This window comes from Halanaerobium saccharolyticum subsp. saccharolyticum DSM 6643 (assembly GCF_000350165.1).
GTDB classification, from domain to species: Bacteria; Bacillota; Halanaerobiia; order Halanaerobiales; family Halanaerobiaceae; genus Halanaerobium; species Halanaerobium saccharolyticum.
The window spans coordinates 406,843-428,737 of record NZ_CAUI01000015.1; the positions used below are offsets into that span (position 1 = coordinate 406,843).

General features: G+C 30.3%; 20 protein-coding genes and 1 pseudogene. 1 reads left to right on the forward strand and 20 read right to left on the reverse strand.

Annotated features, from left to right (window positions below; translation table 11 throughout):
- Positions 1-3: 3 nt before the first annotated feature.
- The 18 genes from HSACCH_RS07225 to trpS all read right to left on the reverse strand — a co-directional run bounded on the left by HSACCH_RS07225 (position 4) and on the right by trpS (position 20,477).
- Positions 4-906: an HlyD family efflux transporter periplasmic adaptor subunit gene (locus tag HSACCH_RS07225; RefSeq protein WP_005488885.1), complete on the reverse strand. Its 903-nt coding sequence runs from the start codon at positions 904-906 to the stop codon at positions 4-6.
- Positions 907-972: 66 nt separating this feature from the next.
- Positions 973-2,049: a cell division protein FtsZ gene (gene ftsZ / locus HSACCH_RS07230; RefSeq protein ID WP_005488886.1), complete on the reverse strand. Its 1,077-nt coding sequence runs from the start codon at positions 2,047-2,049 to the stop codon at positions 973-975.
- Positions 2,050-2,097: 48 nt separating this feature from the next.
- Positions 2,098-3,384, reverse strand: coding sequence for a cell division protein FtsA (gene ftsA, locus HSACCH_RS07235; protein ID WP_005488887.1), 1,287 nt, complete (start codon positions 3,382-3,384; stop codon positions 2,098-2,100).
- A 118-nt stretch (positions 3,385-3,502) separates the two neighbouring features.
- A complete protein-coding gene (locus tag HSACCH_RS07240; protein WP_005488888.1) occupies positions 3,503-4,198 on the reverse strand; it encodes a cell division protein FtsQ/DivIB in 696 nt (231 codons plus the stop codon).
- 38 nt (positions 4,199-4,236) lie between these two features.
- The gene (gene murC, locus HSACCH_RS07245) at positions 4,237-5,604 is read right to left on the reverse strand and encodes a UDP-N-acetylmuramate--L-alanine ligase (protein WP_005488889.1); all 1,368 of its coding nucleotides are present in this window, start codon (positions 5,602-5,604) and stop codon (positions 4,237-4,239) included.
- A 48-nt stretch (positions 5,605-5,652) separates the two neighbouring features.
- A complete protein-coding gene (gene murG / locus HSACCH_RS07250; RefSeq protein WP_005488890.1) occupies positions 5,653-6,747 on the reverse strand; it encodes an undecaprenyldiphospho-muramoylpentapeptide beta-N-acetylglucosaminyltransferase in 1,095 nt (364 codons plus the stop codon).
- A gap of 8 nt (positions 6,748-6,755) precedes the next feature.
- Positions 6,756-7,850, reverse strand: a complete 1,095-nt coding sequence (gene ftsW / locus HSACCH_RS07255; protein ID WP_005488892.1) for a putative lipid II flippase FtsW — start codon at positions 7,848-7,850, stop codon at positions 6,756-6,758.
- A gap of 9 nt (positions 7,851-7,859) precedes the next feature.
- A complete protein-coding gene (gene murD, locus HSACCH_RS07260; RefSeq protein WP_005488893.1) occupies positions 7,860-9,209 on the reverse strand; it encodes a UDP-N-acetylmuramoyl-L-alanine--D-glutamate ligase in 1,350 nt (449 codons plus the stop codon).
- A gap of 29 nt (positions 9,210-9,238) precedes the next feature.
- Positions 9,239-10,192: a phospho-N-acetylmuramoyl-pentapeptide-transferase gene (gene mraY / locus HSACCH_RS07265; RefSeq protein WP_005488894.1), complete on the reverse strand. Its 954-nt coding sequence runs from the start codon at positions 10,190-10,192 to the stop codon at positions 9,239-9,241.
- 1 nt (position 10,193) lies between these two features.
- Entirely contained in the window at positions 10,194-11,591 is a 1,398-nt protein-coding gene (locus tag HSACCH_RS07270; protein ID WP_005488895.1) for a UDP-N-acetylmuramoyl-tripeptide--D-alanyl-D-alanine ligase, read from the reverse strand.
- Positions 11,592-13,058, reverse strand: coding sequence for a UDP-N-acetylmuramoyl-L-alanyl-D-glutamate--2,6-diaminopimelate ligase (locus HSACCH_RS07275; RefSeq protein ID WP_005488896.1), 1,467 nt, complete (start codon positions 13,056-13,058; stop codon positions 11,592-11,594).
- A gap of 46 nt (positions 13,059-13,104) precedes the next feature.
- Positions 13,105-15,174 carry a PASTA domain-containing penicillin-binding protein gene (locus HSACCH_RS07280; protein ID WP_005488897.1) on the reverse strand — a complete coding sequence of 690 codons (2,070 nt, stop codon included), beginning with the start codon at positions 15,172-15,174 and terminating at the stop codon, positions 13,105-13,107.
- A gap of 11 nt (positions 15,175-15,185) precedes the next feature.
- Complete coding sequence (locus HSACCH_RS07285; RefSeq protein WP_005488898.1) at positions 15,186-15,656, reverse strand: FtsB family cell division protein; 471 nt, start codon at positions 15,654-15,656, stop codon at positions 15,186-15,188.
- A 19-nt stretch (positions 15,657-15,675) separates the two neighbouring features.
- Positions 15,676-16,608 carry a 16S rRNA (cytosine(1402)-N(4))-methyltransferase RsmH gene (gene rsmH, locus HSACCH_RS07290; RefSeq protein ID WP_005488899.1) on the reverse strand — a complete coding sequence of 311 codons (933 nt, stop codon included), beginning with the start codon at positions 16,606-16,608 and terminating at the stop codon, positions 15,676-15,678.
- A 15-nt stretch (positions 16,609-16,623) separates the two neighbouring features.
- Complete coding sequence (gene mraZ / locus HSACCH_RS07295) at positions 16,624-17,055, reverse strand: division/cell wall cluster transcriptional repressor MraZ (RefSeq protein WP_005488900.1); 432 nt, start codon at positions 17,053-17,055, stop codon at positions 16,624-16,626.
- Positions 17,056-17,227: 172 nt separating this feature from the next.
- Positions 17,228-18,397: a DNA polymerase IV gene (locus tag HSACCH_RS07300; RefSeq protein ID WP_005488902.1), complete on the reverse strand. Its 1,170-nt coding sequence runs from the start codon at positions 18,395-18,397 to the stop codon at positions 17,228-17,230.
- 2 nt (positions 18,398-18,399) lie between these two features.
- Positions 18,400-19,452 carry a D-alanine--D-alanine ligase family protein gene (locus HSACCH_RS07305; protein ID WP_005488903.1) on the reverse strand — a complete coding sequence of 351 codons (1,053 nt, stop codon included), beginning with the start codon at positions 19,450-19,452 and terminating at the stop codon, positions 18,400-18,402.
- 20 nt (positions 19,453-19,472) lie between these two features.
- Complete coding sequence (gene trpS / locus HSACCH_RS07310) at positions 19,473-20,477, reverse strand: tryptophan--tRNA ligase (protein ID WP_005488904.1); 1,005 nt, start codon at positions 20,475-20,477, stop codon at positions 19,473-19,475.
- A gap of 114 nt (positions 20,478-20,591) precedes the next feature.
- Between trpS and HSACCH_RS07315 the strand changes: the two genes are divergently transcribed.
- On the forward strand, positions 20,592-20,984 hold the full coding sequence (locus HSACCH_RS07315) for a Fur family transcriptional regulator (protein WP_005488906.1): 393 nt from the start codon (positions 20,592-20,594) through the stop codon (positions 20,982-20,984).
- On the opposite strand, the gene rnhA is transcribed toward HSACCH_RS07315, so the two are convergent.
- Both rnhA and HSACCH_RS14300 read right to left on the reverse strand, forming a co-directional pair.
- Positions 20,981-21,403 (reverse strand): ribonuclease HI, encoded by a 423-nt coding sequence (gene rnhA / locus HSACCH_RS14295; protein WP_040477231.1) that lies wholly within the window; start codon positions 21,401-21,403, stop codon positions 20,981-20,983. The genes HSACCH_RS07315 and rnhA overlap by 4 nt on opposite strands.
- A gap of 99 nt (positions 21,404-21,502) precedes the next feature.
- Positions 21,503-21,808: pseudogene (locus HSACCH_RS14300) on the reverse strand (carboxymuconolactone decarboxylase family protein); the annotation flags it as partial.
- Positions 21,809-21,895 lie beyond the last annotated feature (87 nt).

Here is a 21,895-nt window from a genome sequence, read left to right on the forward strand (position 1 = left end):
AAACTATTCCTCCCTACCATAATCAAAATCTTCTGGGTTTGTAATTACTTCATCACCAATCTCTAGACCGCTTACTATAACATAATCTTCATTTCCATTCAAGATTATGATTTCCTGAAACTCATATTTATTATATCCAATAACTTTAAGTACACCTTGCCCGGATAATTGACTAAAAACTGCCTTTCGAGGTATTTTTATACCTCTATAAATATTTTTTATAATATTTAATTCAATTCTTCTTCTATTAATCCACTCGGGAATAAAATGTTCTACTTTTATGTAGAAAAATGTTTTATTTAAATCATGCCTTATATCAATTATTTTTGCTTCATAAAGTTCATCTGTTTTTTTTTCTTCAATAAAAATCAACTCATTAATATTAAATCTATCTGACTGATATTCGGGTACTTCTGCTATTAAATAAAGTTTGAAGTTATTAACTACTCTATACAAAGCTTCACCCTTTTTAATTTTATCTCCAGAGAGTAAATGCTCATAGTTAGCTTTAAAATCATCAAATTTATTTAAATTAATCTGATCTAAATTATCAAAATTAATTTTACTTTCCAAACCATCAACTGCAAAACTTACTATTCCTGCCTGTTTATTAAAAATTTTTTGCCGATGGTTAGAAGACTTTATTACTGCAAGTTCTCTACCTGTGGCAAATCGATCACCTTCACCAGCTAGCAAATCTACTCTTCCTGATATAGGAGATTCGATCACTTTTTCATCTCTAACTATTAAAACTTCTGACCAAAAACCGTCTATAACTTCCCCTTGAGCAGCTAAAATGCTTTCAAATCTAGAAGCTCCAAAAATTTGAATTCCTATAATCAAAATAATTATCAAGACAAAAATTATAACAAATGGCTTAAAGCTTATGCTTTTATCTTTTTTCATTAACATCACCTTCAAAAGAAAAAAATAATTTAAATCCTGATGCAAAATCACATCAGGATCAGATTATTATTCTTTTTTATTTCTTAAAAAAGCTGGTATATCAAGATCATCACCAGAGAAACTTTCCATTTCAAATTCTTCTTCTGGCATTTCCTCTTCCTGATTACTCTTTTCAACTTTTTTCTTAGTAGAAGTGTCAAAACCAGTAGCAATTACTGTTACTTTAACTTCATTTTCTAATTCCTCATCAATAACTGCTCCTAAAATAATATTAGCATCTGGATCAGCTACTTCCTGAATTACGCGTGCTGCTTCATTTGCTTCATGAATTCCTAAATCCATTCCACCAGTTATATTTAATAATACACCTCTAGCACCATCTATAGAAGCTTCTAATAATGGAGAAGCAATTGCAAATTTAGCTGCATCAGTTGCTCTATTTTCACCATCAGCTGTACCAATACCCATTAAAGCTGAGCCGGCATCTGTCATAATTGTTTTTACATCTGCAAAGTCAAGGTTAATAATACCAGTAATTGTAATCAAGTCTGATATACCCTGTACTCCCTGCCTTAAAACATTATCCGCAATTTTAAAAGCATCCATTAAACTAGTCTGTTTTTCAGCAACCTCTAATAAACGGTCATTAGGAATTACAATTAAAGTATCAACTTTATTTTTTAATTCTTCAATACCTGTAATGGCATTATTCATTCTTTTTTTACCTTCTACAGTAAGCGGTTTAGTTACAACTCCAACAGTTAGAGCTCCCTGTTTTTTTGCTGCTTCTGCTACTACAGGAGCTGCTCCTGTACCTGTTCCACCACCCATTCCTGCAGTAATAAACACCATATCAGCACCATCAATGGCCTGGGCAATTTCTTCTTTGTTTTCTTCTGCTGCTTCATATCCAATTTGTGGATCTGAACCTGCTCCCAAACCCCTAGTTATTTTTTCACCTATTCTAATTGTTATACCTGCATTCGAAGACATTAAAGCTTGAGCATCTGTGTTAATAGCTACAAACTCAACCCCATCAAGACCTTCTTCTATCATCCTGTTGACAGCATTATTACCTCCACCACCAACACCAACTACTTTTATATTTGCAAATTGTTCAATTTCTGTTCCAATATCAAACACTAATTTTCCCTCCCCGTTAAGGATAATATGTAAGTTTAAAAAATGATTTTAGAAAAATTCACTAAACCAATTTTTTAATTTTGTAAAAAAACCACTTACAATTTCTTTACTATTATTACTTCTATTACTGCTAACATTACTATTTTTAGCATCTCCATTTTCTAAAGCAAATTCTATTAAACCAACTGCTGTAGAAAATATTGCTCTCGGTATAGTATCACCCTTTTTTATATATACGGGATTATCTATAACATTTGATAGACCACTTACATAATCTGGCTCACCAATTCTAACCGGTAATTCTGTAATATCAGAAGCTAATCTTTCTGATCCTTCGAGTAGAGAAGCTCCGCCTGTTAAAATTAATCCGGCTGGAGTTAAATCAGTTGAACCAGCACTATCAAGTTCTTTTTTTACAAGATTAAACATTTCACTCATTCTAGGCTCAATTACCTGACACAACATTTTTCGAGAAAGCTTTTTTCTTTCTTTTCCACTTGCTGCAAGAACTTCTATCTTTTCTGCATCATCAATTTCTTCAGGTAAAACAGAGCCATGCATAATTTTAATTTTTTCAGCTTCAGAGACCGGCGTTCTTAAACCAACTGCAATATCGTTACTAACATGATTACCGCCAACTGGCAAAACAGAAGTATGAGCTATGCTTCCTTCATGGAAGACGATTACATCAGTAGTTCCACCACCAATATCAACTAAAACTGCTCCCAGTTCTTTCTCATCTTCCGACAATACTGCCTGACTTGATGCTAGTGGTTCTAAAACTACCTCATCAACACTTAAGCCCGCTCTCAAAACACTTTTGACTAAATTTTGTATTGATGTTGAAGCACCTTTAATTATATGAGTTTCAACTTCTAATCTAACACCTGACATACCTAATGGATCCTGAATTCCGGGACTTCCATCTACAATGAATTCTCTAGGAAGAACATGTAAAATATCCTCCTCCGCTGATACAGGAATTATTCTTGCTGCATCAATAACCCTTTTTATGTCACTTTCTTTAATTTCTTTCTCATCTCCAGTAACTGCAACAACTCCATGACTGTTGATAGACTCAATATGTGAACCAGCGATACCAACATAAGCTGAATCAACCTTCTGACCGGCCATTCTTTCTGCTTTTTGGATAGCGCTTTTTATTGCGTGACTGGTTTTATCTATATCAACTACAATTCCTTTGCGGAGGCCGTTAGATGGAGCTAAACCAATACCAATAATTTCTATATTGTTTTCCCCACCTATTTCTGCTATTAATGCGCAAATTTTGGTAGTACCAATATCAAGCCCAGTAACTATTTTTCTTTTTTTCACAACAGTCTACCTCCTTTCTTATCTAAATATTTATTTAAATTTTATAAATGTCTTAATTAGCTTCAATTAAAATAATTCAATATAAACTATACTAATCCTTTATTATGATTAAAATAATTTATTTAAATTTTATTACAGGGTGTTTAATAACCTGCAAATTAATATAATCAATTTTTGCATCTTGGTTGTTTTTTAAAATTGAATTCAAAATGGCGAATTTTTCTTCCAAATTTGCATTTCTACCAAAATTTACTCCTTCACCTGAATCTAAATATAATTTGTAAATATCATTTTGAAGAATTACTTTTTTTATCTTAGACAGATAATCATCTTCAAGATCATTAAGAACTTTTAATATTTCATCTGTTATTATTGGTAGTACAATTTTTTCTTCTTCAAAATAATATGGAAAACCTTCAAAATGCGGGACTTGTAAATCATTATCTAATTTTTTTTCATCTAAAATAATGCCATCAGCTGAAAATATTAACTTTTTGTTATTGTTTTTTAACCAGGCAACCGCCCTTCTTTCTTCAATAACTACATGTATCGCTGATGGAAAAGATTTTTCAATTTGAACAGAAGAAATTAAGTTATGCTCTAATAAACTTTTTTTTAACTCATTTTCATTTAAAAACAATAAATTCTTCCCATAAAATTTATTGATATTTGCTCTTAATTCATTTTTATTAATTTCATTTCTAGAGTGAAAAATAAAATCTCTTATGTGAAAAAAAGGAGAAAAAAGAAATGAGATAAAGGTTAAAAATATAAAAAATAAAATCATCAATATAATTTGATATTTTTTCTCCATTAGTTACCCCTCACAAATTGGATTTGATAATAAATTACTCAGTTTTTTAATAGAAGATCAGAAAACTCAGTAATATTACCCGCTCCAACAGTTAATATGATATCTCCTGCTTCAACTTCAGTTAATAATTTCTCTGCTATTTTATTGAAATCTGAAATATGTTTGCATTCGACATTAGAATTTTTAGCTATTTTGTTAGCAAATTCAGTTAAAGAAATATTATAGATATCTTTTTCAGAAGCAGAAAAAATATCAGTTAAATAAAGCTGGTCCGCATCAACAAAAGAATAACTAAACTCTTCTAAGAAAGTCTTAGTTCTGCTGTATCTATGCGGCTGAAATACTACTCTAATCTTATTGTAGTCCATATTCTTTACCGTTTTTAAAAGTTCCTTTATTTCAGTTGGATGATGAGCATAATCATCAACAATATCTACTTTAGAATTTAAAATTTTACCTTTAAAATCAAATCTGCGGCCAACGCCACTGAAATCATTTAAGGCAGCTTGAATATCACTTATTTCAATATCTAATTTAAATGCTGCAGAAGCTGCTGCTAATGCATTATAAAGATTATATTCCCCAGGAACCGATAGTGCTATTTTAGCAATAAATTCCCCTGAATAATAAAAATCAAAAGAACTTTTAAAATTATTGTATTCAATATTTTTTGCAGCGAATTCACCCTTTTCCAAAGAAAAAGTCTTAGTTTTTTTTCTGTTTTTAAACAAAGATTTTAAATTTACATCATCTTTATTATATAATAGAATAGCTTCTTTGTCATTCTTATCAGCAAATCTTTTAAAAATATTCATAAATTCATCTAAATTATGATAAAAATCAGGGTGATCTAACTCTAAATTATTTAATAGAAGTAAATAAGGATCAAAATATAAGAATGATCCATCACTTTCGTCAGCTTCCGTAATAAAATATTCTCCTGCTCCATCTGCCATATTACCATTTAACTCTTTTAAAAAACCACCTACCATAACAGCAGGATCCTTTTTGGCCTTGATAAATATTGCAGCTAACATTGCTGTAACAGTAGTTTTTCCATGAGTTCCAGCAACAGCAATAGTTTTTTTATCCTTCATCAAGTAGGAAAGCATTTCTGCTCTTTTAAGAATCTTAATTTTTCTTCTTTTTGCTGCTATAATCTCAGGATTATCATCTGGAATAGCACTTGTCTTAACTATTAAGTCAGCATCTCCAATATTAGCTTCTGCATGACCTATAAAAGTTTCTATATTATATTTCTTTAATAAATCTAAATATTTGCTTTCATTTAAATCTGAACCACTTACTTTATAACCTCTTTCAGCAAGTATTTCTGCTATTCCACTCATCGAAACTCCACCAACACCAATTAAGTGCACATGGGAATTTTTATTTAACAATATCATCACCCAAATCTCATTTTGTTTTATAATTTTTTAAAATCATTATTAAAATTAAGTTTTTTCAATAACTTTAATTATATTTTCTAAAGCATCTTTTTGAGACATAGTTTCTGCTGCTTCAGACATAGCATTTAATTTTTCTTCACTTTCAATTATAAGTCTAACTTTCTCTAATAAAATAATTTCATCTAATTCTGATTCTTCAATAACTAAAGCGGCCCCTCTTTTTTTTAGAGCTTCTGCATTTACTGATTGATGGTTTTCAGCCGCTGCAGCAAATGGTATCAAAATTGAAGCTTTAGCACAAGTTGTTATTTCCGCCAGCGCTGTTGCCCCAGCTCTTGATATTATTAAATCAGCAGCTGCTAATGCAAATTCCATTTGATCTAAATAGGCAATAACTTTAATTAATTTATTTTTTGGATCTATATTATTAGCTTTTAAATTATTAATAAGCTGCTCATAATTTTTTTTGCCAGTTAAATGTAAAATCTGAATCTGATTTTCAAGAGCATAATTATAAAGTTTTAATACATTATTATTAATAACTTCTGCTCCTAAACTCCCACCTGTAATTAAAATTGTTTTTAGTCCAGAATTTAAATCTAAATTTTGATAAGCTTTTTCTCTATCCACATTTATAATTTTAGGGCGCACAGGATTCCCAGTAAACTCAATTTTTTCAGAGTCAATATTTAAATATTTAGCTGCCTCAGCAAAATTCAGACAAATTTTATCAACAAAGCGAGCCAGTAGTTTATTTGTAATTCCTGGATATGCATTTTGTTCGTGGATAATTGTTTTTCTTTTTAGTAAAGTTGCTGCTAAAACAACCGGGCCAGCAACAAAACCACCAGTGCCAATTACAAAATCTGCTTTAAAATCTCTAATGATTTTCAAAGCTTTTAAAAAAGCCTTTGTATTATAAAACAAAGAGCTAATCAACTTTAATGATAAAGATCTAGGTAATGGTCTGACAGAAAGCCCCTTAAAATTATAACCAGCTTTTGGCACAATTTCAGCTTCCATTCGATCTTCGGAACCGATATATAAAATTTCCCAGCCTCTATTTTCTAATTTTTCTGCTACAGCTAGAGCAGGATAAATATGTCCTCCTGTTCCACCACCAGTAATTATTGCTTTCATAAATTATATCATCCTTCAACATAACATGAAATATTTAGTAACAAAGATAATGCTGTTAAATTAATAACCAGCGATGACCCCCCATAACTGATTAGAGGTAATGTGATTCCTGTAACTGGCATTAATGATGTAACAACAGCCATATTTATTAAAGCTTGAATAATTATCATTGAGGTAATACCAACAGCTAACATCGAAGCAAATGGATCATCTACTCGCGCAGCAATTCTTAAACCCCTCCAGGCAAGTATAAAATACAAGCTGATAATAAATAAGGTGCCAATTAATCCAAATTCTTCTCCCAATACTGCAAAAATAAAATCAGTCCCAGGTTCTGGCAAGTACAAAAATTTCTGATGGCTGTTTCCAGCCCCCACTCCAAATAAACCCCCAGAACCAAGAGCAAGTAAAGACTGTATAATATGATAACCACTATCTAATGGATCCTGCCAAGGATTTAAAAAAGTTAGTAATCTCTCTCGTCGGTAAGGTTCAGATATTATTGCTCCTAAAGACAATAAAATAGATAATATACTTAGAATAATAAAAGATGAAACTTTAATGCCACCAATAAAAATCATTGCAGCTGCAACAGCAGATAAAGTAACTGCGGTTCCTAAATCTGGTTCCATCAAAATTAAAATTGCCATTGAGCCAATAACAATTAATGGAGGTAAAATACCTTTTTTAAATTTATTCATTTTATCTTTATTTCTGTCTATATAGGCAGCTAAATAAATAACTACAGTAAACTTAGCTAATTCAGATGGTTGAAAGCTAATTGGTCCTAATGGCAGCCATCTTCTTGAGCCTCCAGCCATTTTACCCACACCAGGGATCAAAACTAAGATCAACACTCCCAAAGCAATAAGCAGCAGATAAGGTGCCAAAATCTTGAGTTTCTTATACTTTAGTTTATAAATGACTGCAGAGAAAATTAAAGCTACTCCTAAATACTTAAGCTGATTATTAAAAAAATAATAACTATTAGAAAAAAGCTGCTCTGCTTTGATAGAACTTGCAGATAAAATCATAATTAAGCCACTCATAACTAAAATTGAAATTGTAAATAATAAAATAAAGTCAGGCTGCTTTTTTCGCATAACTACTCCTTAATCAATATATTTTAAAACACTTTTTTGAAAAATTTCTCCTCGTTCTTTATAACTATTAAACATGTCCCAACTTGGACAAGCAGGTGATAATAATAAACTATTGCTTTCATTTAATTTCTGGGCTCCTAACTTAGCAGCCGCTTCCATTGTCTCTACTGTAATTATTTCTAAATTAGAAGCTCTAAACAAAGATTCTAATTTAGCTGAAGTTTCTCCTACTAAAATTAAAGTCTTAACTTTATTTTTAATAACTTCTTTTAAATTTGAAAAATCAGCATTTCTATCCTGACCACCTGCTATAAGTATTATATCTTTTTCTATGCTTTGAAGAGCCTTTAAAGTCGAATCAGGATTTGTAGCTTTAGAATCATCAATAATTAAATAATTCTTTGGATTTTCAACAAATTCCATTCTATGTGACTGCAGTTTGTAATTCTCAGCTTCACTTTGGATTTTTTCTACCTTTTGTCCTGCCAGATATGCTGCAAGTGCAGCGAAGGCAGCATTTTTCTGATTATGTGCTCCTGGTAAATTTATTTTATTAAAATCAAGAAGTATTTTATCTTCTTTTTTATAATAAGCGAAATTATCTTTTATAACTAAATCCGCCTGTTTGTTTTTAGAAGTAATCCCAAAAACCTCTGCTTTTAATTCATTCTTTAGATTAAACAGATACGAGTCATCGTAATTCAAAATAGCAAAATCATCTGATTTTTGATTACTAAAAATATTCTTTTTAGCTTTTTTATAATTATTTTCATTATGGTGACGATCTAAATGATCCGGACTGTAATTTAAATAAATTGCAATTTTAGCTTTAAAATTTTTAACTGCTTCTAGTTGAAAGGAACTTAATTCTAAAATAACCTTTTCTCCCTCTTTTAAATCTCTAATTACAGAAATAAAAGGAAGCCCTATATTCCCAGCAGCTCTAATTTTTTTCCCATTTAAATCACTCAACATAGCAGCTAATAATTCTGTTGTTGTTGTTTTACCATTTGTTCCAGTTATTGCAATTATCTCAGCTTTAGATTGCCTAAAAGCAAACTCAATTTCACTAATTGTTTCAATACCTTTTCTTCTAGCTTTTTTTAAAACATCTAAATCATAAGGAACACCAGGACTTAAAATAATTAACTCACTTTCTAAAACTTTATCTCCATTACAACCAAGATCAAAATCTATGTTTTCACTATCAATCTGAGCTATTAAATCCTCTAACTCTTCTCTTTTTTTTGAGTCAGAAACTATGATCTTAACATCAAAATCCAATAAATATTTTACAACTTCTAAACCTGTTCTGGGACTAAAACCTAAAACTGCTATTTTTTTATATTCTAAACTCAATAAAATCTAACTCCTTTAAATATAAGTTATTAGTAAATAAGTGAAGTCAAAGCAAATAAAGATAATAAAATAGTAATTATTGAAAATCTAAAAACAATTTTATTTTCTGCAAGACCACTCAACTCAAAATGATGATGAATTGGTGTCATTTTAAACACTCTCTTACCACCAGTAATTTTATAATATGGAACCTGTATTATAACAGATAAAGTTTCTATTACATAAACCCCACCAATGATTAACAAATATATTTCTGATGCTGTTAAAACTACTACAGCTCCTAAAAAAGCTCCAATTGCAAGTGAACCAACATCCCCCATAAAAACTGAAGCAGGATTAGCATTAAACCAAAGAAATGCAGTACAGCTCCCTGACATAATAAGCATTATAAGACTATAATCAGTCAGCTCTAAGAAATAAAATAATATAGCAAAAGCCAAAGTAACTACTGCGGTTATTCCAGCAGCTAATCCATCCAAGCCATCAGTTAAGTTAACTGCATTAGAACTACCAATTATAACTATAAAAGCTAAAATTGTTTTAGCAACAGCACCTATTTCATAACTACCTAAAAAAGGAATTATAAGACTATGTTGATTTAATATAAAAACTGCTGTAAAAACTGTTGCTGCAGCTGCAGCTATTTGCATAATTATTTTTTGCCAGGCTTTCAACCCCAGCGAGCGCTCTAATTTAACTTTCAAAAAATCATCTAAAAAACCTGTTAAGGCCATTATAAATGTGGTTATTAAAGTTATTATTACTTCAAGCTTTAACGGCAGCATTATAAGAGCTACAATTAAAAATACAGAAATGATTAATAATCCACCCATAGTTGGAACCCCAGCTTTTTTAAAATGACTTTCAGGGCCATACTCCCGTACCTGCTGTCCAAAATTTAGTTTTTTTATATAATCAATAAAATAATTACCACTTAAAATAATTAATATCAAAGGTAAAATATAAGCTATAATATACTGCATCTTAATGCTCCTCAACTCTCAATTCTTTTACGATTTCTTCTAGTTTATTTGCTCGAGACCCTTTTATTAAAATCAAATCTCCATTTTTTATCTCATTTAGGAGGAAATTTATACAAGCTTTATTATCAGCTAAGCTAACAATCTTTTCTGTTTCCATTTTAGAAGCTGCACCTATTGCAATTTCTTCAGCTTCCTTTCCAATAGTAATTAAAATATCTATATTTTTTTGGGTCACATATTCACCAATTTCTTGATGTTTTTGGGCACTGCTTTCACCTAATTCCAACATTGAAGCTAAAACAGCTATCTTCCTATCCCCTCTTTTTGCAGCTAGAACATCTAAAGCAGCTTTAACAGCCAGGGGATTTGCATTGTAACTGTCATTGATTATTTTAGTCCCATTCTTTAATTCAGTAAATTCCATTCTCAAAGATGAAAATTCAGTTTTTAATAAACCTGCTTGAATTAAAGAAGTATTTAAATTATATTTAAAAGCAATTAAAATTGCAATCATTGCATTATATATATTATGTTTACCAGCTCTATTAAATCTAAAACTATATTTTTCATTTTTATATGATAAAGTAAATTTCATTATTTCTTCATCCGGATTATAATCATAAAATAACACCTTTATATCTGATCCACTTTCAAAACCAAAATAAAGAACTTCGGCTTTACTACCTTTACCCATTTTTCTGGTATATAAATTATCATAATTCAGTACTGCAGTATCAGAAGATGACAAATTATCTATTAGTTCTTTTTTTGCTTTAGCAATATTTTCAAGACTACCAAGTTGCTTTAAATGAGCAGCTGCAACATTTGTAACCACTCCCAAATCAGGAACAGCTATTTTTGCCAGTAAATCAATTTCAGCTAAAGCACTCATCCCCATTTCAACAATAGCAAACTTTTTTTCAGCTGTTAATTGTAATAAGGTTAAAGGAAGTCCTATATGGTTATTATAATTACCTTCAGTTTTCAAGCAATTATATTTTTGAGATAATACAGAATAAATTAAATCTTTTGTAGTTGTTTTTCCAGCACTCCCTGTAACAGCAATCACTTTCAAATCCTCAAAAGTCATTCGATAATTATGAGCGATATCTTGTAAAGCTTTAGTTGTATTGTCAACTTTTAGGACAGAAATCCCATTCTTTATAATAAAATCATTTTTAATTTCTCGATCTACAATTAAAGCGGTTGCTCCATTTTTTACTGCATCTTCAAGATATTGATGACCATCTTGCTTTTCTCCAATTATTGCGATAAATAAAAAATTATTTTTTACCTCTCTGCTGTCAATTACTATCTCTTCAATAATTAAATCATTATCTCCCTGAATCAATTCGGCCCCAGAAAAATCAATAATTTTTTGCAAGCTCAAATTTTGCATTTAAATTCCTTTCACTTTTTCAGCGGCTTGATAAGCAACTTTACGATCATCAAGTTCAACTTTTCCATTTTTTAATACTTGATATTTTTCATGACCTCTTCCAAGAAGCATTACCAAATCATCTTTTCCAGCTTTTTTTATGGCTTTTTCAATAGCTTTTTTGCGATCAGCTACAATTTCATAGTTATTAAAATCTTTACTAAATCCTTTTTTTATTTCAGCAAATATTATATCGGGATCTTCATTGCGGGGGTTATCATTACTTACAATTGTATAATCAGCATATTTTTCTGCCAGTTCTGCCATTACAGGCCTTTTATTACGATCTCTATCTCCACCACAGCCAAATAAAACTATTAATCTGTTTTTTTCCATAACAGCTGCAGTTTCTAAAACATTTTTCATACCATCTGGTGTATGAGCATAATCTACTACTATCTGGAAATTCTGACCCGCATTAATCATTTCAAAGCGACCTGGTACTGATTTAATTTTTTTTAAAGCTTTTTTTATAGTTTCTTCTTCAATTCCTAAAAGCTTTGCCGTTAAAATAGCAGCAAGCGAATTATAAATATTAAAAATTCCACCTAAATTTAATTCAAAAATCGAATTAATCATACCACCTGTTCTATATTCCATTCCCTTTTGATGAAGCTGGAATTCAGTAGTATATAAATCCGCGCTTTTAGAATCTAAGCTATAACTATAATTTTTTCCCTGGGATTTATTTTTAATATAGGCTCCATTTTGATCATCAATATTAATTACAGCAAATTGTTCGCTTTTCAATTGAGAAAATAATCTTGATTTAACCTCTCGATAATTTTCCAGATTTTTATGATAATCAAGATGCTCAGGACTAATATTAGTAAAAATAGCAGCTTCAAAATTTATTCCATGAACTCTATATAAATCCAGCGCATGGGAAGAAACTTCCATTACTCCATAGTTAATCCCTTCTTCTCGCATTTGAGCAAAATATCTGTAAAGATCAATAGATTCTGGAGTTGTTCTACTTGAATTTAATACATTATCCCCTATTATATTATTAATAGTTCCAAACAAAGCTGATTTAGCTGTATGTTCTTTTAAAATATTATATAAAAGATAAGAAGTTGTTGTCTTACCATTAGTACCGGTGATTCCAATTAATTTAATATCCTGTAATGGGTAATCAAAAAAGTTTTTAGCAATTTCAGCCATTGTTTTTCGACTATTTTCAACTTTAATATAGGTTATATCACTCTGATATTCTGGAATATCTTTTTCTATAATTACTGCTAAAGCACCATTTTCTATAGCCTGAGAAATATATTGATGTCCATCTGTCTCAAAACCGGTGATTGCTATAAATAAATTATCTTTTTTTATTTCTCTTGAATCATATTTTATATCTTTAATCTCAATATTTAAATTTCCTGCTTCTAATTTAAACTCTATATTATTTAGTATTTTTTTTAACTTCACTTTTAAATAACCTCCAACATCATAGATTATATATTGTTAAAGCAAATTAACGTAGTTTTAAGTTAATTTTTTTAGAACTTTTAATTCTTTTTCCAGGATAAACTGACTGGCCAATAACTTTGCCTGAGCCATCTAAAACTAATTCTAAACCTTTTTGTCGGGCTAATTTTACTGCTTCCATACCGGTCATTCCTCTAAAATCTGGAACTGCTAATAAAATTTCATTTTTAGATTTTCCATCAGCAAATAACCAGACTGTAGAGTTATAATTAGTCTTTATACCAGGACTTGGCAGCTGTTCTCTTACTATTTCTCCGTCTCCAATTAGTTTAACATTAAATCCTTTACCTCTCAAATCACTTTCAGCATTTAAAAAACTTTTACCTTTTACATCTGGAACTTCAAGTTCTTGATTATTAATTTCATAGCCTTTTTTGTGATTTGTATCAGGTTTAATATTTAAATAATTTAAAATGTTTGATGTTAAATTCCTAAAAACAGGCGCTGCTGTTTGACTACCATAATAAGTCTCTCCTTGAATATCATATAAAATAGTTAAAACAACCAAATCTCTAGTATCTGTTGACACTATTCCAATAAATGAAGAATCATAAACATCTTCATTATAATGTTTTGCAGTACCAGTTTTCCCACCTATTTCATAACCTTCTATAGCTGCCTGGGTTCCAGTGCCACTTTCAACTACCTGTTTTAACAGTTCTTTAGTTTTATCAGCTGTACTCTTTGAGATCACCTGTCTCACTACTTGAGGCTCATTTATTATGTTTTTAGACCTATTTCCAGTATCAACTTTTTTAACCAAACGAGGCCGCATTAATTTGCCACCATTTGCAACTGATGAAATAGCTGTCGCCAGTTGTATAGGTGTTACAGATAAACCATGCCCAAAGGAAAAAGTTGCTAATTCTACAGAACCAATTCTATCATATTCGGGAATAATCCCTCTAGCTTCAGCGGGTAACCTAATTCCTGTTTGTTCTCCAAAACCAAATGCTTTAATATATGAATAAAATATTTCTTTATCCATTTTCAGTCCAACTTCTACAAATCCAGGATTACAGGAATTTTTTACAACTTCAGCAAAGCTCTGCTTTCCATGTCCATATCTACTCCAACAGCTAATTTCTTCACTTCCTACGTAAATATGGCCTGGATCTGTTAAAATATCATTTTCAGTTATAACTCCTTCTTCTAAAGCGGATGCTGCTGTTATTATTTTAAATGTTGATCCAGGTTCAAAAACATCATTAATAGCTCTATTTCTCCAATTTTTTTCTGGATAGTTCCCAAATTGATTTGGATCAAAAGCTGGTGTATTTGCCATGGCCAAAATGTCTCCATTAGAAGAGTCCATGACAATTATTGACCCCCCTGAAAAATCAAATTTATCTTCTGCATTTTTAAGCTCTTTCTCAGCCATGTATTGAATTACCTCATCAATTGTTAAATAAACATTATATCCATCTCTACCAGGAACTGTTTCTCTAATTCCATTTGGAATTGTTTCCCCTTCAGCATCTTTTTCAACTATCATCTTTCCTGCTTTACCTCTTAAATGATTATTATAAGATAATTCAAGACCATTTAAGCCGTTATTATCTATCCCCGTAAAACCAATTATATGAGAAGCTAGCTTTCCTTCAGGATAATATCTTTTACTTTCTTCGGTAAAAGTAATACCTTTTATCTCTTTAGCATTAATTTTTTGGTACAAATTATTATCAATCTTTCTCTGTAAAAATATTGCAGCTGCGTCAGAAGTAATTCTTCTATAGATGGTGCTGTAACTAATTTCTAATAACTCAGCTAATTCTGAAGCAGTTTTTTCTGGATTAATAACATTATCCGGCAGAGCAACTACAGTCTTTGCTGGTAAGCTGACTGCAAGTTTCCTGCCGGTATTGTCATAGATTATTCCTCTTTCTGAATCAACTACAAATTCTTTTACTCGCTGACTTAAAGCTTTATGTTCATATTCCGCACTATTTATAACTTGAATCCAAAAGAGCCTTAACACAAGAATAATAAATAATATAAATACTACTGCAAAATAAAATATAACTCTATTTTTTAACGTCTCATTAAAATCTCGCAAATTTAATCCTCCTATTCAAGTGATTCAGCCTGAACAGTAATAACTTCTTTAATTATTTTATCATAAATTTGCGCTAAGAAAAACTTTTCTTTTGGAATATCTGCTACATAAGTCTCTTCTTTTTTAAATTGGTTATTATAAACTAAAGTCTCTTTGCTACTAGCTTCAACCATATTTAATTCTTCTTTTGCAATTTTCTCTACTTCTGCCAAAGATGTTTTGCTGGATAGTTCAACTTCTAATCTTTCATTTCGGGCTTGAACACTTTCTAATTTTTTTTCTAAGTTTAATAATTTAGAACTCTGTTTATTAATGTTTAAAATTTGAGAAACATATAACAATATTGAAATACTTATAAAAACCAACATGAAAATATATATAATAATAAAAGCCTGTTTTTTTACATTAGTGAAATTATAAGATGATTCATCTAAAAAATTACTCTGCGTATCTAAATTTACATAGTCTTGGTTAAGATACATCTTATCTCCCCCTTTTAAATCAAATCTTCTCAGCTACTCTCATTTTTGCACTTCTTGATCTTGGATTAAAATCTTTTTCTGACTCAGAAGCTTGAATTGGGCTTTTTGTTATAACTTTAACTTCTGATTTTTCATCACAAACACAAATCGGAAAATCTGGTGGACAGCTGCAGTCTTTTGCTAAATCTCTAAATTTATGTTTAACTATTCTATCTTCTAATGAATGAAAAGTTATGATTACAAGTCTTCCACCTGGATTTAACAAAGAAACTGACTTATCAATTAAATTTTTAAGCTGCTCTAACTCATTGTTAGTTTCAATTCTTAAAGCCTGAAAAGTTCTTCTGGCTGGATGACCTCCACTTCTCCTAACCGCCTTTGGAATAGCTGCTTTAATTACCTCAACTAAGTCACCCGTAGTTTCAATCTTTTTTTCTTCTCTCATCTTCACTATAAATTCAGCAATTCTGGCAGACCAATTTTCTTCTCCATATTCGCTAATCACTCTTTCCAGCTCACTTTGAGAATAATTGTTTACTATATCCTTTGCGGTGAGATTTTGTTCTGGATTCATTCTCATATCAAGTGGGCCATCCTTTTGATAACTAAAACCTCGGTCTGGATTATCTAGTTGTGGTGAAGAAACTCCTAAGTCAAAAAGCATTCCATCAACAGCTTCAATATCTAATTTTTCCAATACCAGATCAATCTCCTGAAAATTTGCATGTTCTAATATCAAAGATTTATTGTCAGGAAATTTATCTTTAACTGCTTTTATTGCTGCCGTATCACGATCAACTGCAATTAATTTGCCTTTATTTGATAATTTTTTTAAGATTTCAGAGCTATGACCAGCTCTACCTAATGTACCATCTATATAAATTCCATCTTTTTTTATGTTTAAATATTTTATTGCTTCTTCTAATAAAACAGCCTGGTGTTTATATTCCATTTTACACATCCCTTTCTAGATCCCTAATTCTTCCATTGCATCTGCAATATCTTCATAAGAATCTTCTACATCATCCATGTAGGTATCCCATTTTTCTTTAGCCCAAAGTTCTATTCTATTTGCAAGACCAATTATTACAATTTCATGATCAAAATCTGCATAATTTCTTAAATTTATCGGTAAGGAAACTCTTCCTTGTTTATCTAATTCACACTCATTAGCGCCTGAGAAAAAAAAGCGGACAAAATTGCGGGCGTTTTTACTTGTCATTGGTAAGGAAGTTAATTTTTTTTCTAATTCTTTCCATTCATTCATTGGATATAAAAATAGGCAGTTATCAAGCCCTCTGGTTATTACAAACTGCTCACTTAGATCATCTCTGAGTTTTGAAGGGATGATTAAACGACCCTTTTTATCCATATTATGAGTGTATTCTCCCATAAACATAATATCACTTCCCACTTTCTACCCTTTTACTCCACTTTTCACCACTTAATAATTTTATTCTACATATAAAAGAAAAATCCTTTATATTTTCAAAAAAAATAATAAATTTTTACCATTTTGAATAAAATTATTAATAAAACAGAAAAAACCCACCTTTTTAGGTGGGTTAAACTTAATCATCATTATTTAAATATAACTTTCTGGCACGTGATATTTTGTCAAAACCATATTTTCTTTTTAATTCATCAATCGTCTGATCAAGATGGTCATCTTCATCTGCAAATAAATTTAGCTGTTCTTTTCCTTCTGAACACAAATTAGCAACTCCAACACCTAATAATCTTAATGGTTTTTTTAATAAATTATCTTTGTTTAACAGTGTTTTAGCAATTTGATAAATTTCTTCACTGCTGTTAACAGCAACTTTTAAAGATTTTTGTCTGCTGTAAGTACTAAAATCTGAATAACGAACCTTAATAAAAATTGTATTTCCTTTTAATGAATTACTATGCAGACGAAAAGATACCTTTTCACTCATTTTAAATAAATAAGCAAATAATTTATCCTGATCACTAATATTATCAATAAAAGTTTCTTCATGACTTATTGATTTTATTTCACTTTGACTTTTTACTTCTCGATTATCCATACCCCGAGAAAGAAAAAATAGTTTAACTCCTGCTTTTCCAAATTTATCTTTAAGCTCTTCTAAGGAGTAAGACCAAATATCACCAGCTTTGTATACTCCCTCTTCTGCTAACTTAGCAGCAAAAACATTACCCACACCCCAAATTTTATCTATATCCAATTTATACATAAAAGACTTAACATCATCTTTTTTTATAATTGTTAGGCCATCTGGTTTATCGAAATCTGAAGCTAGTTTAGCTAAAAATTTATTAACTGAAACTCCAACAGAAATTGTTAATTCAGTTTTCTTTTTTACTTCTTTTTTTATTTTTTTAGCAATTTCAACTGGATGACCATATAATCTTTCACAACCCTTTACATCTAAAAATGCTTCATCAATTGATAACTTTTCGACTAAGGGGGTATACTTTTTTAATATATTAAATATTTCTCGCGAAGACTCTTTATACAATCCATGTCTTGCAGGTAAATAAATACCATCAGGACACAATTTTCTTGCTTGTGCAATCGGCATTGCAGAATGAACCCCAAATTTTCTTGCTTCATAGGAAGCAGTTGAAACAACACCTCTATTACTCAAGCTTACGCCTCCAATAATTACAGCTTTACCTTTTAATTCAGGGTTTTCCCGCTGCTCAACTGCTGAAAAAAAAGCATCCATATCTGCATGTAAAATATTTAGATCAGCCATTATTATTTATCCTCTGTCAAAGCAATATTAACTAATCGATCTAAAAGTTCCATATAAGAAATTCCAACTTCTTTAAAAAGCAGAGGATACATACTAAATTTAGTGAATCCGGGCATAGTATTAATTTCATTAACCAAAATCATATTCTCATTTTCATTAACAAAAAAATCTAATCTCGAAATACCTTCTGCACCAATAGCTTTAAATGCCCTTATAGATAATTCTTTAATTATCTCTTTACTTTTGTTTGAAATTTCAGCTGGTATTATTAATTCAGTACTCTGATCTTCATATTTAGCCTGATAATCATAAAAATCGTGGGTAGAAATAATTTCACCTGCTGCAGAAACTTCAATATTATCCGCTTTTCCAATTACTGCAGATTCAATTTCTCTTCCCTTAACATTACTTTCTATAATTATTTTATTATCATATTTAAAGGCTTCACTTAAAGCTGCTTTGAAAGAGGATAATTCTTTAACTATATTAATCCCAATACTTGATCCCATATTAGCAGGCTTTATAAAAAATGGCACCTTTAAATCTTCAACAAATTTATTATAAATTTCTAAAGTATTTTGATTCTTAAATTCTTCTTTTTTTAATACTTTAAACTTGCTTTGAGGAATATTATGATAAGAAAATATTTCTTTCATAACTGCTTTATCCATACCAACAGCAGATGAAAGTAAATCGCACCCTACATATTTAATATTTAAAGTATCTAAAAAGCCTTGTATTTTGCCATCTTCTCCATATGGTCCATGTAAGACTGGAAAAACTAAATCTATTTTTTCTTCTAAAACTTTTAGCACTTTCAAATCTAAAATATTTTCTCTATCTAGTTCTGGGACTTTATTCTTATCTCCCAGTAAAATCTTTTTTGATTCTTCTAAAGAATGAAAAAAACCTTTTTTTGAAATTGCTACTGGTGAAATTTCATATTTTTCTTTGCTAAAAGCATTATATATAGAGCGTGCTGACAACAAAGAAACTTCATGTTCTGCTGAACGACCACCAAAAAATAGGGCAATATTAATCTTTGATTTAGACAATGAAATCCCTCTTTCTAATTTCAATTATTAAAATAGTCTATTTTCATAACTTCTCTTACTTTTTTCATTGTTTTTGCTGCTTCTTCTCTTGCTTTTTCAGTACCTTTTAATAAGATTTGATCAACTAATTCAGGATTTTCAATATATTTTTTTCTTCTTTCACGCATTGGATCTAAAAATTCATTTAATTTTGCAGCCATCCGTTTTTTACAGGCCACACAACCAATTGTTCCAGCTCTACATTTTTCTGCAATTTCATCAGATTCTTCTGTGTTAAAAGCTTCATGATAATGAAAAACTGTACAGACCTCAGGATGACCTGGATCATCTTTGTGGATTCTAGCTGGGTCTGTTTTAGCTTTCATGATTTTTTTAGAAACTTCTTCTTTACTATCACTTAAATAAATTGCATTATTTAAGCTTTTACTCATTTTATTTTCGCCATCAAGCCCCATTAATCTTGGGAAATCACTAATTAATGCTTCGGGCTCAGGTAATATTTCACCATACATATTATTAAATTTACGCACAATTTTTCTTGTTTGTTCTATATGTGGAATTTGATCTTCACCAACAGGAACTAGATTTGCTCTACAAAATGTAATATCTGCTGCCTGACTAACTGGGTAACCAAGAAATCCATAAGACATCTCTTTATATCCATACTGCTCAGCTTCAGATTTAATAGTTGGATTATGACGCAGCTGATTTACTGTAACAATCATTGAATAAAAAATTGTAAGCTCAGCTATTTCTGGCACAAGTGATTGAACAAAGATTGTTGTTTTTTCGGGATCTATACCAGCAGCTAAATAATCTCTTGCTACCTGTCTTACATCTTCACTCAAGTTTTCCGGTGTTTCAAAATTAGTTGTTAAAGCCTGAACATCAGCAATGATTAAAAATGTATCATATTCATTTTGTAATTCGACTCTATTTTGCAAACTACCAACATAATGTCCAAGATGGAGTTTTCCGGTTGGTCGATCACCAGTTAAAATTCTTTTTTTCTTTTTATTTGACAAAATCATCACCCTTTTCTTTATTTATATAATAAATTATACTTGAATATCTAATTAATTTCTGCTAAAATTAAACTAAGAACAATTATTATTATTAGTTAGTTTAGGAGGATTACTATGGCTAAGAAAACCAGAATGACTAAACAGCGTAAGGCAATATTAAAAGTCTTAAAAAATACAAAATCTCATCCTACTGCTGATTGGATATACGAAAAAGTTAGAAAAGAAATTCCAAATATTAGTCTGGGAACTGTTTATCGTAATTTAAATGTTTTAGCCGAAAACGGCAAAATTAAAGTTTTAGATTATGGAAGTAACCACAGTCGTTATGATGGGGTTCCAGATCATCATTATCATTTTCGCTGTGAAAAATGTGGTGGTGTTTTTGATTTAGATGTTGATTTAAGTTCGGATTTAAATAAAAAAATAAATAACGAAACTGAATTTACAGTGCATTCTCATCGTTTAGAATTTAGCGGTATTTGCCCAGATTGTCAGCAGAAAAATTAATTTTTTTCTGCTTCTTTTTTTGCCAATTTATCTACTTCTTCATTATAAAAATCACCACTATGACCTTTTACTTTCTGATAGTTTAAATTGAAATTAGCAGCTAAATTATCTAACTCTTGCCATAAATCTTGATTAGCCACTTCTTTTTTTGATGAAGTTTTCCAACCATTTTTTTTCCAAGATTCAATCCAACTCGAAAGTCCATTTAAAACATAACTTGAATCACTATATAAATCTATTGTACTATTTTTAGGAAGAATTTTCAAAGCTTCTATTACTGCTTTTAATTCCATTCTATTATTTGTAGAATCTTTTGCTGAGCCAGAGACTGTTTTTAATTTTTCAGATTCCGAATTTAATATAACTGCTGCATAGCCACCCGGTCCTGGATTTCCAATACAGGCTCCATCAGTATACACTTTAAATTCATTATATTCTTCTAAATTTTCAACTTCTAATGCTTCAAATTCTACATTATTTCTTTCATCGTCCAATTCTTCTAAAAGTTCAGCTGCCCGCCTCATATGAGGAATAACTATTGAACCTCCAATAATTAATGCTACATTCATTGCTTCATAAATTTCTTCTTTATCCCATCCTGCTTGATATGCTTCTATAATATGATATGTAATACAGTCATCACATCTAAGTACCATTGAAGCAGCAAGACCTAATAATTCTTTGGTTTTTGCAGATAATTTTCCATTTTTATATACATTTGTATCAAGATTAAAAAATCTTTTTGTATTTAAATCACCTTCTTCTAAAATGATATCATTCATTTTTTGACGAAACTGATTAAATTCTTTTTCTTTTTTACTCATAAGAACACCCCAATCAAATATCTATTCTAAGCATTAAAATTCAAAAGAAACCGGACAGCAGATGCCGTCCGGATTATCTTATAATAT

Bases quoted from the DNA above. Each gene is read 5' to 3' on its own strand.
- HSACCH_RS07240 (WP_005488888.1), bottom strand. From the start codon at position 4,198: ATGGAGAAAAAATATCAAATTATATTGATGATTTTATTTTTTATATTT.
- HSACCH_RS07270 (WP_005488895.1), bottom strand. From the start codon at position 11,591: ATGCAAAATTTGAGCTTGCAAAAAATTATTGATTTTTCTGGGGCCGAA.
- HSACCH_RS07315 (WP_005488906.1), top strand. From the start codon at position 20,592: ATGGCTAAGAAAACCAGAATGACTAAACAGCGTAAGGCAATATTAAAA.
- HSACCH_RS07285 (WP_005488898.1), bottom strand. From the start codon at position 15,656: ATGTATCTTAACCAAGACTATGTAAATTTAGATACGCAGAGTAATTTT.
- murG (WP_005488890.1), bottom strand. From the start codon at position 6,747: ATGAAAGCAATAATTACTGGTGGTGGAACAGGAGGACATATTTATCCT.
- ftsW (WP_005488892.1), bottom strand. From the start codon at position 7,850: ATGCGAAAAAAGCAGCCTGACTTTATTTTATTATTTACAATTTCAATT.
- murC (WP_005488889.1), bottom strand. From the start codon at position 5,604: ATGATATTGTTAAATAAAAATTCCCATGTGCACTTAATTGGTGTTGGT.
- mraZ (WP_005488900.1), bottom strand. From the start codon at position 17,055: ATGTTTATGGGAGAATACACTCATAATATGGATAAAAAGGGTCGTTTA.
- rsmH (WP_005488899.1), bottom strand. From the start codon at position 16,608: ATGGAATATAAACACCAGGCTGTTTTATTAGAAGAAGCAATAAAATAT.
- mraY (WP_005488894.1), bottom strand. From the start codon at position 10,192: ATGCAGTATATTATAGCTTATATTTTACCTTTGATATTAATTATTTTA.
- HSACCH_RS07300 (WP_005488902.1), bottom strand. From the start codon at position 18,397: ATGGCTGATCTAAATATTTTACATGCAGATATGGATGCTTTTTTTTCA.
- HSACCH_RS07225 (WP_005488885.1), bottom strand. From the start codon at position 906: ATGAAAAAAGATAAAAGCATAAGCTTTAAGCCATTTGTTATAATTTTT.